11 protein-coding genes are annotated in these 14280 nt (G+C 61.4%); 9 read left to right on the forward strand and 2 right to left on the reverse strand.

The annotated features are described in order from the left end of the window. Window positions 1-59: 59 nt before the first annotated feature. Both G3N61_RS03185 and G3N61_RS03190 read right to left on the reverse strand, forming a co-directional pair. Window positions 60-734: a dienelactone hydrolase family protein gene (locus G3N61_RS03185; RefSeq protein WP_205821528.1), complete on the reverse strand. Its 675-nt coding sequence runs from the start codon at window positions 732-734 to the stop codon at window positions 60-62. Window positions 735-840: 106 nt separating this feature from the next. Continuing rightward, window positions 841-3690 (reverse strand): LuxR C-terminal-related transcriptional regulator, encoded by a 2850-nt coding sequence (locus G3N61_RS03190; protein WP_205821530.1) that lies wholly within the window; start codon window positions 3688-3690, stop codon window positions 841-843. A 145-nt stretch (window positions 3691-3835) separates the two neighbouring features. Between G3N61_RS03190 and G3N61_RS03195 the strand changes: the two genes are divergently transcribed. The 9 genes from G3N61_RS03195 to G3N61_RS03235 all read left to right on the forward strand — a co-directional run bounded on the left by G3N61_RS03195 (window position 3836) and on the right by G3N61_RS03235 (window position 14273). After that, complete coding sequence (locus G3N61_RS03195; protein ID WP_205821532.1) at window positions 3836-4804, forward strand: glucose 1-dehydrogenase; 969 nt, start codon at window positions 3836-3838, stop codon at window positions 4802-4804. Window positions 4805-4905: 101 nt separating this feature from the next. Next, the gene (locus G3N61_RS03200; RefSeq protein ID WP_241017538.1) at window positions 4906-6336 is read left to right on the forward strand and encodes an aldehyde dehydrogenase family protein; all 1431 of its coding nucleotides are present in this window, start codon (window positions 4906-4908) and stop codon (window positions 6334-6336) included. Between the two features lie 50 nt (window positions 6337-6386). Further along, a complete protein-coding gene (locus G3N61_RS03205; protein ID WP_205821535.1) occupies window positions 6387-7517 on the forward strand; it encodes an alkane 1-monooxygenase in 1131 nt (376 codons plus the stop codon). A 24-nt stretch (window positions 7518-7541) separates the two neighbouring features. Then, entirely contained in the window at window positions 7542-8078 is a 537-nt protein-coding gene (locus G3N61_RS03210) for a hypothetical protein (protein WP_205821537.1), read from the forward strand. Beyond that, window positions 8078-9127 (forward strand): 2Fe-2S iron-sulfur cluster-binding protein, encoded by a 1050-nt coding sequence (locus tag G3N61_RS03215; RefSeq protein ID WP_205821539.1) that lies wholly within the window; start codon window positions 8078-8080, stop codon window positions 9125-9127. Before G3N61_RS03210 ends, G3N61_RS03215 begins: the two co-directional genes overlap by 1 nt. Window positions 9128-9267: 140 nt before the next feature. After that, the gene (locus tag G3N61_RS03220) at window positions 9268-10650 is read left to right on the forward strand and encodes an outer membrane protein transport protein (RefSeq protein ID WP_051890063.1); all 1383 of its coding nucleotides are present in this window, start codon (window positions 9268-9270) and stop codon (window positions 10648-10650) included. Between the two features lie 32 nt (window positions 10651-10682). After that, window positions 10683-12038: an FAD-dependent oxidoreductase gene (locus tag G3N61_RS03225; RefSeq protein ID WP_205821541.1), complete on the forward strand. Its 1356-nt coding sequence runs from the start codon at window positions 10683-10685 to the stop codon at window positions 12036-12038. A gap of 57 nt (window positions 12039-12095) precedes the next feature. Continuing rightward, window positions 12096-13397: an FAD-dependent oxidoreductase gene (locus G3N61_RS03230; RefSeq protein ID WP_301767313.1), complete on the forward strand. Its 1302-nt coding sequence runs from the start codon at window positions 12096-12098 to the stop codon at window positions 13395-13397. 99 nt (window positions 13398-13496) lie between these two features. Next, complete coding sequence (locus G3N61_RS03235) at window positions 13497-14273, forward strand: hypothetical protein (RefSeq protein WP_143331204.1); 777 nt, start codon at window positions 13497-13499, stop codon at window positions 14271-14273. Window positions 14274-14280 lie beyond the last annotated feature (7 nt).

Below are 14280 nucleotides of genomic sequence, written 5' to 3' on the forward strand. Positions count from 1 at the left end.
TTTCTCCTTGATGCCGCAATGCAGGTTTGCTCGCCGACCAGGGCGACCGATCGCGCGTGTCAGTGACCTCGTACACGCAGGTGCCGGCCGAGGAACTCGACGGTGTGTCCGAAGGCCTGCGAAGCGCTCTCCTCATGGTAATGAAGAGGGTCTCCTTCGCGATCGAATCCGTCTCCGGTCGGGTAAAGGCGAATCTGTACGGACGCGGAACCATCGTCAACGGAGGCAGGCTGTGAGGACGGACCTTGCGGGTCCAGCGTGCCGCAATGCGCCAGCACCGGTCCGGTTCCGTCCTGAGGCGACACGGGCGTCGGCACGCTGTAGTACACGACGCACGGTAACGACATCTTGCGGGCTGCGGCGAGCGCAACCGCGCCTCCCCAGCCGTATCCAACGATTGCAATCTCGCCTGCGTGACCGATCGCGTCAGCGGCGGTCGCGACGAGTTCGGCCGCGGTGTCGACGCCGAGTGTCGCTGCGAGCGTGTTTCCGCGCAGGTGGTCGTCGGCAGCATAGTCGTCCAGTTCGACTTCTCGCTCGACCTGGTCGAACAGCGCGGGCACGACCGTCAGATATCCTTCGGCGGCGTACCTTTCGGCGATGTTGCGCATGTCGGCGTTGACGCCGAATATTTCATGCACCAGCACGATTCCGCCGACCGGCTTGTCGTCCGGTTCGGCGGACCATCCATTCATCGGCCCATGTGTGCTCACCAGCGTGATCCAGTGACTCATCGATACCTCAGACAATGCGATTGATCGGGAACATCCTGGAGGATTGTGATGCAACCTTCAAAAAATAAACAGTATAGTCTGTTTCTTTTTTGAAGGCTTGCCCGAATCAGTTCAACAGCCCATAGGCGCGCGCTTTGGCGAGCGCCGCAGAGCGGTTTCGTACACCAAGCTTGCCGTAGAGGTTCCTGAGGTGCCATTTGACAGTGGGGAGGCTGAGCGAAAGCTGGTCTGCCAGCGTCTGGTTGCTCAGTCCTTCGTTGACGAGACGCAGGAGTTGCGTTTCGCGCAAGGTGAGGGGCTGGACCACATCGACGGGCCCGGCTGCCGAATTGAAGGCGCGGGTAGCGTCGCCGTCTTCATCGCTTTGCGATTGACCGCAAATGGCGTGAAGCCGGTCGAGAAAATCGATTTCGGCGGGGCGAATCAACGCGAAATCGCGGGCACTCGCTTTGGCGACAAGCTTGCCGACGGCTCGTTGATACAGGATGAACGGATAGACGAGCGAGCCGGTGTGTGCCAGACCGATTGCGCGTGACAGTGCTCGTGTCGCTTCCCGCTTTCTTCCTGCGCGGGCATAGGCATCCATCGATGCGAGCAGGAGGGACACGCGATCGCTGGTGCGCCCTTGCGTGGTGGCGAGTCGCATGGCGGCATCGATCGTGTCATGGGCCTGTTTGAAAAGACCTTTCGCAATGGCCAGCTCGATACCGACGAGCAACCAGTCGCTGCGCTCGCGCATCCCTGTCGCGTGCGTCCGGTTGCCGGACTGAATGACCCGGCCGGCGAGTTCGATTGAATCGGTCTCGGCTTCGATGCCGGCATGCAGGCGCCGCCGGATGCGTTGTGCCGACAATAGAGTCATGATGCGCGGTGCGTACCGGCGCGCAATTTCGTCGAGGGATGAATCGGCCGTGTCGGCGATTTCGCCATCCGGCTTCATGGCCACGCACGCGCCGAGCCCGAGTTCGGTGGTCATGGGCACGCCGAAATGATTGGCGGGCTGCATGCTGCGCTCGAGCGGCACGCGTGCGTCGGCAAACTTGCCTTGATCGGTCAGCGCACGGGCATGCACGCTATCGATGATGGCCAGCACGGGAGAGCTTTCCCCGATTTCAGACAGGACGCGGGCTCGCACGTTGCCCAGGATCCGGTCGGCGAGATCCGGTCGTGCGCGAGACAGTGCGAGGGCCGCGCGCAAAATGCCGATCCATGCGCGCAGGAAGATGCTGTGCGATCGTTCGATCGCGCCGTCCGCAGCGTCCAGGTGCCGCTCGCTTTCGGCCAGATCCCCGCGATCCAGGGCGGCCAGGGCCGCCACTGCCGTCACGGTGCCGACCTGAAGGGGGTCGTAGTGCCCGGTGTCGTTCAGCCACGCCAGCGCCTCGTCGTGAGCGGCGTCCAGTGCATCCGTCGATACCGCCAGCACGATTCTCAGGAATGAGAGATCGGCGGTTTCGAGTGCGGCCGAAGGCGGGGCGGGATCTTCCGACATTCGCCGATCCAGCATTTCCAGCGCGGATCCCGCTTTTTCATACTGCATCAGATGGCACAACGCCCAGACATACCAACCTTGTGCCTGAACCGGCAAATCGCCGCCGAGACTGAGCAATTTCTCAGTCCACTCCACGAACAACGACATTTGCCCGCAGTCTGCCGCAACGTGCCGCGCGATGCGTCCGATCAGACTTTCGGCCCGCTTTACGTCCGGCGCCTCGAGTGCGCTCCCCAACGCCGACACGTAGTCCTTGCGATCCTCGTACCAGCGGGCCGCATTCTTCAATACCTCGGACCGGCGCGCGGGGGACAGGCGGTCTTTCGCTTCCTGCAGCAGGTACTCGCGAAGCAGCGTGTGCAAGCGAAACCATCGACGGCCGACGCCGATCGAAAAGATCAGCAGGTTACGCTGCAGCAGGTCGTCCAGCCAGTCGCGAGCGTTGGGATTGCCGGTGATGAACTCCGCCAGCTCCACGTTGAATTCGCGCACGAGCGCGACCTCCATCAGGAAGTTCACCCGTGCGGGATCGATGATGGACAGGACGCGTTCGGTGAGCACGCGGGAAATGTCTTTCTGGTCGCCGTTGAAATCGCGCAGCGGCGTTGGCGGAAAGTGCGCTGAAGCCGGGTCGCACGGAAACTGCCGTTGCTCCGACATCAGAACCTGGGCCAGGCGCACTGCCGCCGGCCACCCCTCGGTGTGCGCATGGATCTCCTGAACCGCCCTGTCGTCTAGCCCCGCGAATCCCGACAACGAGAACAGTTGTCTCGTCTCGTCGCGGTTGAAACCGAGTTGGTCGGGCCCGAGCAACAGACCATCCACCTCGAGTTTCATCCGGACGAAATCGATCGGGAGGTTACGCACGCTGGAGACGACCAGGCGCACATCCGGCACGCGATGAAACGTCAAGCGTTCGATGAAGGCGGAAACCATCGGATCGATGCACACATCGAGGTTGTCGATGAACAGGATCGTGCGCCCGCGCAGCTGGCGCAGGTCGCCGACGATTGCCTCCAGCGCGTGATTCGGATCAAGAATGTCGACCGGGTCCGCGACCGGACCGGCCGGCTGCGCATGCCGGTCGTCTGTCGTTTGCGACGCGTCCGTCAGGGCCTGTCGAAGGAGCGCCAGGACGGAGCGGACATCTCGCTCCCGCTCGTCGAGCGAAAGCCAAAGGCAACGCTCGTCGCCGGAGCGCAGCCAGCGGTAGATTGCACTCAACAGGACCGTTTTCCCGTAACCGGGCGGTGCCGTGACTACCGTGAGGCGGGGAAGTGCCCGGGCGCGTAGCAGCGCAAACGCGCGGGTCGGCACGCGCTCGAAGCCGAAATCAGGGGGCGCAAGCCGTCCACGGGACCAATTGTTCCAGTTCATCGAGTTCAGTGCTTCCAGGCGTACGACATTGACGTGGTTGCCGCGTATGGGATGGATGCGGGTCAGCCGGTCGGGAACCCCGTTCAACTGCCGGACGGTCTCGCCATTTTGCGATGCACAAAACCGCGGGCGAGATCTGCCGCTTGTGCGCCGCTGGTCAGATTCTGACCGCGCGTCACGACTTCAGGGCCCCGGGTTTTTCCTAGGTCCATACCCGTCCTTTGGGATGGGGATGTCGATCGAAGACAAGGCTTTAATCGTTCTGCAACGAAACGGCGGATATCGATGGTGCGAACCATCGAATCCTCCCGGCGGTTGCGGATGGGTTGGGAGCCGGACCATCCCCGTTCTCCGAATCCCGAGACATCTTGAAGCGGCACTATCTGGCACAAAAAAGACAGCTCAGTCTGTCTGTTTTATTGAATCAAACTGGAGCGAGACGATGAGACTTGAAGGCAAGGTGGCAATCATAACGGGTGCGGCCACCGGTATCGGCAACGCGATCGCGAAGAAGTATGCCGCTGAAGGCGCGAAGATCGTGATCGCCGACGTGAAGGGGGCGGAAGCGGCCGCCGCCGAATTCGGCCCGGGCGTTGCGCTCGGCGTTCACGCGAACGTGGCCGATCCGGACAGCGTCCGGCAGATGGCAGCCGCGGCAGTGGAGCAGTTCGGGAAAATCGACGTGCTGGTCAACAACGCCGGCATCTTCACCGGACTCAACGGCATCCCGATGGAAGCGATTCCGGTCGAGGACTGGGATCGACTCTATGCGGTGAACGTCAAGGGCCCGTGGCTGTGCACGAACGCGGTAGCGGCGGCGATGCGCGAAGGTGGCGGCGGCCGAATCATCAATATCGCTTCGGTCATCGCGCATGTCGGCGTTCCGTTCATGCTGCATTACGTGTCGAGCAAGGGCGCTGTCGCGGCAATGACCCGTGCGATGGCACGCGAATTCGCGGCCACGAAGAGCCGGATCCTGGTCAACTCGATCTCGCCCGGCTACACCCATTCGGCGAACGCGATCGCCAACGCCGGCCAGCATGAGCAATTCGAAGGGGTGGCTTCGCAGATGCGAACGATCGAGCGCCCGCAGCAGCCTGACGACATTGCCGGCGCGGCGCTCTGGCTTGCCAGCGACGAAGCGTCTTACATCAACGGCCAGAACGTCGTCGTGGACGGCGGCATTTTCATGAGTCTCTGATCGTCTCTCGGAGGTTCACTACAGCAATCCATCGCAGAGCTAACGCCATGAATGCAAATGTGCCGCACGTTGCGGACCCGACCCGTCTCAGGAACAAGAACTTGATTGGCGGCCAGTGGAAGGATGCGCTTTCCGGCCAGTCGATCACCGTCGAGAACCCCGCGACCGAAGAGATCATCGCGGAAGTGCCTCGCGGCCAACAGGAGGACATCGACGCTGCCGTGAAGGTTGCGCGAACCACATTCGAGTCCGCCGCGTGGCGCAAGATCCGTCCGATCGACCGCGGCCGGATTCTGGAAAACATCGCTCGCAAGATCGAGGAACATGCCGACGAGCTGGTCTGGCTGGAGTCGGTGGACACCGGCAAGGCGATCTCGTTCGCGAAGGTCATCGATCTTCCGTCGACGGTTGACGTGTTTCGCTACATGGGCGGATGGTGCTCGAAGCTGAGTGGCTCGACGCCGCCGATCTCGTTCGACGGAAAGGAATACCACACGTATACGCGTCGCGAGCCGGTCGGGGTGGTCGGTGCGATCACGCCATGGAATTACCCGCTCGCGCTGGGGGCCTGGAAGATTGCATCCGCGTTGGCCGCGGGTTGCACGATGGTTCTGAAGCCTACCGAGCTGACGCCGCTCAGCACGCTTCGGCTGGCCGAGTTGTGCCTCGAAGCAGGATTGCCCGAAGGCGCGCTGAACATCGTCAACGGTTATGGCCATGAGGCGGGCGAGGCACTGGCGCGTCACCCGGACGTCGACAAGATCACCTTCACCGGGTCGACGGCGGTGGGCAAGAAGATCGTCGAGTACTCGCTCGGCAACATGAAGCGCGTGACGCTGGAACTCGGCGGGAAATCGCCGAGCATCGTCTTCGACGATGCGGACCTCGATCAGGTCGCGCTCGGCGCCGCGCTCGCGGTGTTCTTCAACTCAGGTCAGATCTGCTTTGCCGCGAGCCGGCTGTTCGTGCAGGACAGCGTCTACGATCGCGTGGTCGAGGCGATCGCCGCGGTCGCGGCGCAGTTCAAGGTCGGCAACGGCCAGGCCGCCGACACGATGCTCGGCCCGCTGGTGTCGCGCAAGCAGCAGGAGCGCGTGCTGGGTTACGTTCAGTCCGGCATCGAACAAGGCGCGAGCCTCGTGTGCGGCGGCCAGAAGGTGGGCGACAAGGGCTACTTCGTGCAGCCGACCGTGTTTGCCGATGCAGATCAATCGATGAAGATCGTGCAGGAGGAGATCTTCGGGCCGGTCGTCAGCGTCATCCGCTTCAAGGACGAGGCCGAGGCGATCCGCCTCGCGAACGATACGGCGTATGGGCTGGCGGCGAACATCTGGACGCGTGACATCAAGAAGGCACATCGCGTGGCTCACCGGTTGCAGGCGGGGTCGGTATGGATCAACTGTCACGGCGTCATCGACCCAGCCGCGCCGTTCGGCGGGTTCAAGCAGTCCGGCTGGGGGCGTGAAGTATCGGAAGAGGGCCTGGCTGCGTATACCGAAACGAAGACGGTTTGCGCGTTGCTGGACGACTAGTCGATAACCGATTTCCGGGCATTGTGTTTGGGCGGTTGAGGAGACCGATCATGTGGGAATACATTAAGTACTACTTTGCACCGTTCGTGCAGGCGTTGGCGATCTGGGGTTTTTATCGGGGAGGCGACTTGACGTGGATTGCGATCGGTGCGTTTCCGGCCATCGCGATGCTTGACGCGCTGCTACCGCTCGACCTGTCGGAGCGCCGGATGAAGAGTCACTTCTGGGCCTATCTGCCGGTCTGGATTGCGACGCTTCTGTTACCCGTCATGTACTTCGTGTTTGCATGGTCGATCGGGCATCACGCCCTGACTGCCCTGCAGATGGCGGGTGGTGTCGCAGGTCTGGCCTGGCTGTCGGTGGTGCCGGGCGTACCGGCGACGCACGAACTCTATCACTCGCGCGGGCGTCTCGCCCGTTTCGTCGGGCGCTATGGGCAGATCGCGTTTCTCGACTGCATGCGCATGGAAGTGCACGTGGTCGGCCATCACCGTGATGTCGGTACCGCCGAGGACGTCGACACCGCGCGTCGCGGAGCGACCCTGTACCGCTTCGTCATCCGGTCGATGTGGGAATCGACCCGTCTCGAACTCAAGCTCGACGCCGACACGCTCGAGAAGCGCGGCCACTCGCGCTGGTCGATCCGTCACTCCGTGTGGCGAGCGATCCTCGCCGTCGTGGTGTTCGTCGGCATCATCCATGCAATCGGCGGCGTCAAGGCAGCAGGCCTGTGTTTCATCGCCATGGTGATCGCGCGTTTCTGGGTGGAGGCATTCAACTATTACCAGCACTTCGGTCAGACCCGGGTCGTCGGTACCCCCATCGAGAAGCGGCACGTGTGGAATCACTACGGCACGCTTTCCCGGTTGTACGCGTTCGAGATCACCAATCACGCCGAGCACCACCTGAATTCCTACCTCCCGTACTACAAGCTGGTGCCGGACAGGCAGGCGATCATCATGCCGAGCATTATCGTCTGCTTCCTTTCGGGGTTCATTCCCCCGTTGTGGTACAGCCGAATCATCAAGCCGGCGCTGCGTCGTTGGGATAACGAGTTTGCGTCACCGGCAGAGCGTCGCCTCGCGATGGAGCAGAACCGGAGCGTTGGGTGGGAGGACTGGTTTGACGAACCGCCGACCAAGCCGGGCAAGCCGACCACGACGGCATGGGCCGGCAGCTGAGCGCGTACTGAACGGAGACTACCCGTGACGATGACCCCCCAACTTGTGCAGAGCCAGACGAGAGACCTGCAGCGGCAAATGATCGGGCACGGCATGCTGATTCTGTTGATCGGCATGCTGGCCGGGATCGGGTTGCTGGTGAGCCTGATCGGCGGGCTGGAACCGTGGCCGGGCCGGCTCGTGTCGGTTCACCTGCCAGGAAGCAGTGCCGCGTGGGTTCGATTCCACATCGGTCAATTGCTGAACGCCTTTCTGATCGTTCTGGTGGCGCTGACGCTGCCCGTGCTCGGCGTCGAACCCTGGCTCGGGCGCCGTCTCGGATGGCTCATGGTCGGGACGGGCTGGGCGAACACGCTCTTCTACGGGGCCGCGCTGTTTGCGCCCAACCGTGCGCTTACCTTCGGCAATAACCGGCTGGGAGACGCGAATCTCGCGTCCTTCATCGGACTGGTTCCCGGTTTGGTATTCGCGATCATTTCCATCGTCGTTGTGCTCATCCTGGTCGGACTGTCGTTTCGACGCCCGGTGTGGCCGGCGACCCAAAAGATCAGTGGTGTTTGATGCGAGACTTTCTGAAAGCGGCATTTGGCAAATCGAAGCCCAGGCAATTGCGGATTCTGCCCCAGGACGCGACGATCGAGATCGGGCAAGGACAGACGCTGCTGGAGGCTGCGCTGGCCCAAGGCGTCGCCTATCCGCACGATTGCACGGTTGGCACATGCGCGTCCTGCAAGACTCGCCTGAAGCAGGGGCGGGTTCGAGAGGCGACACCGTTCGGCTACACGCTGTCCAAGCAGGAGCTCGACGCGGGATACATCCTGGCGTGCCAGGCGTTTCCGCGCGACGAACTCACCGTCGTGGAGATCGAAGCGGCTGCGGTCGATCTGCGGCCTGCGGAACAATATGCCGCGACCATCGTCGCAAGCGAGCCGCTCACGCACGACATCCTGAAGGTCACGGTGCAGACGGATCGTGCGATCAACTATGCGGCGGGCCAGTACGCGAATCTGCGCAAGGCGGGCGGAGGCAGAGCGCGATCCTACTCTTTCGCGAATGCGCCGCAACGCAAAGGCAGGACGACACTGGAGTTCTATATCCGCAAGGTTCCGGGCGGCGAGTTCACCGAGGCGCTGTTCAGCGGACAACTGGACGGGACATCGCTGGAAATGGAAGGGCCTTTGGGCACTTTCCATTTGCGCGGCGGTGAGGCTCCGATGGTGTGCGTCGCCGGCGGCAGTGGCCTCGCGCCGTTGATGAGCGTGCTTGAACATGCAAGGGGAAACCGCATCAGGCGCGACTGCACGCTTTTGTTCGGCGCGCGGACGCAGGCGGATCTGTACCAGCTGGACGCTATCGAGAACATCGCCGCGCACTGGCAAGGCAGCTTTCGGTTCATTCCGGTGCTGTCGCACGAACCGATCGACAGCGACTGGCGTGGCGCACGAGGGCTGGTCACCGACCACATCGAAGCCGGGTTCTGCAGTGGGGCCGAGGGTTACCTTTGTGGCCCGCCGCTGATGATTGACGCGGCGATTCCCGCGCTCGGCCGATATGGCATTCCGGTCGACAAGGTGTTCTACGACAAGTTCACCGATAGCGGGACACGTTGAACGCCAATCCGCAAGACATAAGTAAATTCGATACGTTATGGAATCCGTATCAATTGGCAGGTGATTGAAATGAAGTGCGGTTGAGCGCAGCGATCACGCCGCGCAACGAGACAAGAGATATAAAAGATCGGAGACAAAGCATGACGGGAGCACGTGCTGCCTTGGCGGCAGGATGTCTGATCGCCCAATGTTCGAGCGGGACCGTGTGGGCTCAGGACGCATTCAATATCAGTGCCATCGGCGCCAGTTCGCTCGCGATGGGTGGCGTGGCCGCGGCCAGCAATGTCGGTCTGCCCGGCATGATGGTGAATCCGGCCACCCTCGGGCTCATGAACGAAGGAAGCTATGGCGAGCTCGGTGCCGGGGTGATCACGGCTAACGTCAAGGCAAAAAATGAAGCGACCGGGGAGATCGCAGACTCCCATACGCGCGGCAGGAATAACGGACCCTACTATGCGCCCGAGCTGGCCTACTTGTGGCGATATCGGCGTTATGCACTGGGCATTGGCGTGTTTGCGTCGTCTGGTGTCGGGACCGAATATGGCACAGGCAGCTTTCTTTCCCGAACGACGACAAATGGCGTAGACACGGGGCTGGATAATTTTTCCCGTCTCATGGCATTGAAAATTCCCTTTTCAATGGCGTATCAAGTGACCGACAAGCTGACCGTCGGCGGGGCAGTGGAGGCTGTCCTGATCGCGGCGAATATGGGCTTGTTGTTCGATGCTTCGCAACTCGGCGTGCTTGGGGCCCAGGGAAGACTCTCGGGAGGATTGTTGTCGTCGTTGATGAGCATTCCGGGTCTTTCAGGCGCTCAACTGCAATTCAGCAACGGCAAGATCGCCGGCGGCGCGGCCGATGGCTGGGGCGTGAGCGGCAAGCTCGGGTTGACCTATCAGGCTACGCCAAGGACAAGGCTGGGGCTCGCGTACCAATTCAAGACGCACGTCAGCGACCTGACCGGGAGTGCGCAGGTTACCGCCGTCAGTGCTTCTGCCGGCAATATTCCGATCGGCGGTACGGTACGCATCGCCGATTTTCAGTTGCCTGCTTCGTTCACGGTCGGTATCAGCCAGGACCTGTCGGATCGGCTCACGGTCGCGGCGGACTATCAGCGCGTGTTCTGGCGCGATGTCATGAGCAGTTTGCGAGTCGGGTTCACCCAGGATGGATCAGGCAAGGGCATTTCCTTGGCGCTTCCGCTGAACTACAGGGACACCAACGTGTTCTCCATTGGGGCGCAATACCGATACAACGCGAACTGGACTTTCCGTGGCGGTTTCCACTATGCGCAGGAGGCGGCGCCGGGTTCCGGATTGCTCGCCATCATTCCTTCGACACCGACCACGAGCATCACGGCGGGGGGCGCCTATACGTTCAATCGAGGCGGGACGATCGACTTCGCGCTGGGCTATTCGCTGCCCAAGCGCGTAGCCAGCAGCGGGAACACCGGGAGCAGCGTGCCGATTTCTGTGACCGATTCGATGTTTCACGTCGCGTGTTCCTATACACAGCGGTTCTAGTGTCGCATCGCACGTTATTTGATGAGTGATCTATGCAAGCTGAATCTTCGGGTTTCGATGTCGTCGTGATTGGTGCGGGAGCGGGCGGGATATGTGCGGCTGCTCGACTCGCCCATCTGGGTTATAGAACGCTGCTTGTCGAATCGCTCGATCGCGTGGGGGGACGGGCGTCGACGCGGGAAGTCGACGGCTTCCTGTGCAATACGGGCGCACTGATCATCGAAGTGGACGGTGCCGTTGCGAAGACCTACGAGGATCTGGGGCTTGCGCTCGATCTCCATATTCCCCGGCGTGCATCGACTGTTCTGCGCGCGAACGGGAAAGACATCAACCTGTCGGAAGGCATCGGCGGGTGGCTGCGGAATGCGGGGCCAAAGGCAATGGCGGCGATGACGGGCCTCATCCCGTGGCTTGCTCCCAAGAAGGGGCAGTCGCTTTCCGAATGGTTGAACCGGTTTACCCGCAGCCCGGCTGTTCATGGCCTGATCGATAACGCGGTAGGCGCGATGTTTGCCGCGAATAGCACGATATTCCAGGCGGACGTCTTTCTGCATTACTTCACAAAGGACACCGCGTTCAGGAAGTTCGGACTGCCGCCCGGCGGAACGATCGAGGTGTGGAAGCCGTTGGTCGATCTGATTGTGTCGAAGGGCGGCGAGGTCTGGCTCGATGCTTCCGTGAAGGCACTCGAGTTCTCTGCCACGGGCCTGGTCGATGCCGTCGTGATCGAGAGGGGCGGACGATCGACGACGGTTCCCTGCAACGCCGTCGTCAGCAATATCGGTCCGCTGCAGACAGCGCTGCTGGCAGAAGAGGCGCAGTTTCCGCGCGGCTACGTGCAATCGGTTCGCGATGCGACTCATCCTGCCGCAATCATCACGGTCCACTTCGCCAGCCGACAACCGCTTGCGCATTTTCCGGGGCTGGCGTTGTTCGCAAAGACAAGACGCATGGTGTATGCGGCGAATTTCAGCGCTCCGGAGCTCAGGCGCGCACCGCCTGGATGGCACCTGTATTGCGGTGCATCGGTACCGCGACCACCTTGCGGACAGTTCGACGTGGAGAAGGAAACGGCACTGCTGTTCGATGACCTTCGTGAGCATTTCCCCGGCTTCGACAACGCCAGGATCGTCGCCGTCGACGTCACCGCGCATGAATGGCCCGCGCAGCGCGCCGTTACCGGCTACGACCTGCCCAGCCAGACGCCGGTGGGCAATCTCTGGAACGTGGGGGATGGCGTCAAGCCGTGGGGATCGGGGGGGACGGCTGCTTGCGCGGAAGTCGCGAGAAGGGTGGTCGAGGATATCCAGGTGCGCTTTCCGTTGTCCTGGCCGGCTTCACGTTTGACTGTGAACGCGAGCGGAGAGCATGAAGCGGTTCGAATGTAAGCCTGGCGACCCCGTTTCAGTGAATTCGGGGCGTCGTAGCAAATGGGAGGAACAATTGTGAAGGTTGCAGTCATTGGTGGCGGCCCGGCTGGATGCACCGCCGCATATACGTTGCGAAAGCATGGGCATGAGACCGTGTTGTTCGAAAGCCAGGATCATGTCGGCGGGCGAACGAGCCAGGTCCATCGAGACGGATTCAATCTCGGCTCCGGCGCATTGTTCCTGATGGGAGGCATCTATCCGCGAACGAATGCGATCCTCAAGGAACTGGGCCGTCACGGCGAATTGGTCGCATGGGACGCCAAGACCCATGTCGTCGATTGGGACAGGCAGCGCTACACCGTGGATTTCGATCAGGTACTGAGTTTCCTGAAGCTGCCTGTCTTCAGTACGCTCGACAAGCTCCGGATCGGTCTGGGCGTCCTGAAACAACTGCTGTCCCCGGGGCCGAAATCCTGCTTTGACGGTGCAGAGCTGGCCAAGCATGACAACGGCGAGCACCTGGAGAACTGGTCCTTGCGTGTGCTCGGGAAGAAGGGGCATCACTACATTACGGTTCCCTATATGGGATTCCTGTATGCGGTGCCGATGAATTGGCTGTCGACGCCGCTGTATCAGGCCATCATCCAGCAGTTTTACAAACTCTCGCTGCAAGTTCCGCCCAAAGGCGTGGGGCAGATTTGCGACTGGCTCATTGAAGGGGCTTCGGGCGTCGATCTCCGTCTGTCCAGCCCGGTGAGGGGGATCTACAAGAACGATCGGAACTACACGATCGCGTCGAACAACGAGCTTTACACCGTCGATGCGGTCATTCTCGCGTCGGAGCCCGGCGTATCGGCCGACCTGCTCGAGGGCGTGGTGTCGGAACAGTCGACCGGGAAACTCAGAAAATGCCTGTATTCCGAGTACGCGCACGTTCAAGTCTGCTACGCGAATAATCCATGGCCGAACTTCCCGGTGAGCGTTGCGTTGCCTGCCAACGATCTTCGAAACTGGGGCGCCTGCGTCCTGCAGAGCAAACGCCACCCGAATGCGGTTCCGCCTGGCGGCGAGGCGGTGGGTGTCTACTTCTACACGCCGCCGCTGGAACACATGACGGATGACGACATCAAGCGCGAGGCGGTGACCGCGGTAACGGAAGTTTTCGGTGCGGCGCCGGAGCCGACATTCGTTCATCTGTTCCGCTACAAGCGCGGTCTTTCGATCGCAGGCCCCGGACACTATGCAATGCTGAACTCGCTGCACGGCGAAATGCCGAAGGGCATCTATCTGGCCGGCGATTATTTCGCCCATGCGGGCGTCGAAGCGGCCGTGTTGAGCGGTGAGCTGGCTGCGAACCGCCTGATGGGGCGAGCATAAGTTCATTGGTGAGCCGGCGTATTCAAGGAATGTGATTAGCAGTACTTCTTTGTTAAAGCAACACAACCAGCACGAAGGAGAGAGATGATGGATTCAACGATGAGCAATCGCGCATATTTCCGGTACTGGCGGCTTTGTGCACTGTGCGGGCCGATTTTTCTGGCCGCGTTCCTGCTGTGCTGGGGCATGCTCGGATACAACATTCCGCCGATCCCGGCCGATCGAACACCGGAACAGATGGCTGATTTCTTCCGCCATCACTACAACGAAGTGCGTGCCGGCATGGCTGGCGCGATGCTCTTCGGCGTGCTGTATTTGCCGTGGACCTTGTCGATCACCAACGTGATGAAACGGCTCAATCCGGAGGAAAACGATGTCCTTTCGACCTTGCAGATGTGGGGCGGCGGCCTGACGGTCGTGCCCCTGGTGACATCGTCGGTCTTCTGGTTGACGGGGGCGTATCGTCCCGACGTACTGTCGCCGGTCACGCTGCAGATGCTCTATGACATGGGCTGGCTGTTGATCGACATGTTCTATGCGATCACCACCATTCCGATGGTCGCGATCGGGATGGCCGGCCTGACGGACCGGCGTGCGAAGCCGCTGTTTCCTCGCTGGGCCTGCTGGTATTCGATCTGGGCCGGCCTGAGTTTTCTCTTCGAGTTGATGATGCCGGTGTTCAAGACGGGGCTGTTTGCTCGACAGGGATGGTTGAATTTCTGGGTCGAGTTCCTCGTGTGGTTCGGCTACATCCTGCTGATCACGTTTTATGTCTTCAAGGCCGTGCCGCGGCTCGAGCAGGAGCGCGCGGATCGATTGAAGCTGGCAGGAAACGTCGCGCGCCAATCGGTCGGTGCGCGTCTGTCGAACGCATGACCTCATT

This window comes from Burkholderia sp. Ac-20349, assembly GCF_017104865.1.
Classification (GTDB): Bacteria; Pseudomonadota; Gammaproteobacteria; order Burkholderiales; family Burkholderiaceae; genus Burkholderia; species Burkholderia aenigmatica.

Bases quoted from the DNA above. Each gene is read 5' to 3' on its own strand.
- G3N61_RS03185 (WP_205821528.1), bottom strand. From the start codon at position 734: ATGAGTCACTGGATCACGCTGGTGAGCACACATGGGCCGATGAATGGA.
- G3N61_RS03195 (WP_205821532.1), top strand. From the start codon at position 3,836: ATGTCGATCGAAGACAAGGCTTTAATCGTTCTGCAACGAAACGGCGGA.
- G3N61_RS03205 (WP_205821535.1), top strand. From the start codon at position 6,387: ATGTGGGAATACATTAAGTACTACTTTGCACCGTTCGTGCAGGCGTTG.
- G3N61_RS03215 (WP_205821539.1), top strand. From the start codon at position 8,078: ATGCGAGACTTTCTGAAAGCGGCATTTGGCAAATCGAAGCCCAGGCAA.
- G3N61_RS03220 (WP_051890063.1), top strand. From the start codon at position 9,268: ATGACGGGAGCACGTGCTGCCTTGGCGGCAGGATGTCTGATCGCCCAA.
- G3N61_RS03225 (WP_205821541.1), top strand. From the start codon at position 10,683: ATGCAAGCTGAATCTTCGGGTTTCGATGTCGTCGTGATTGGTGCGGGA.
- G3N61_RS03235 (WP_143331204.1), top strand. From the start codon at position 13,497: ATGAGCAATCGCGCATATTTCCGGTACTGGCGGCTTTGTGCACTGTGC.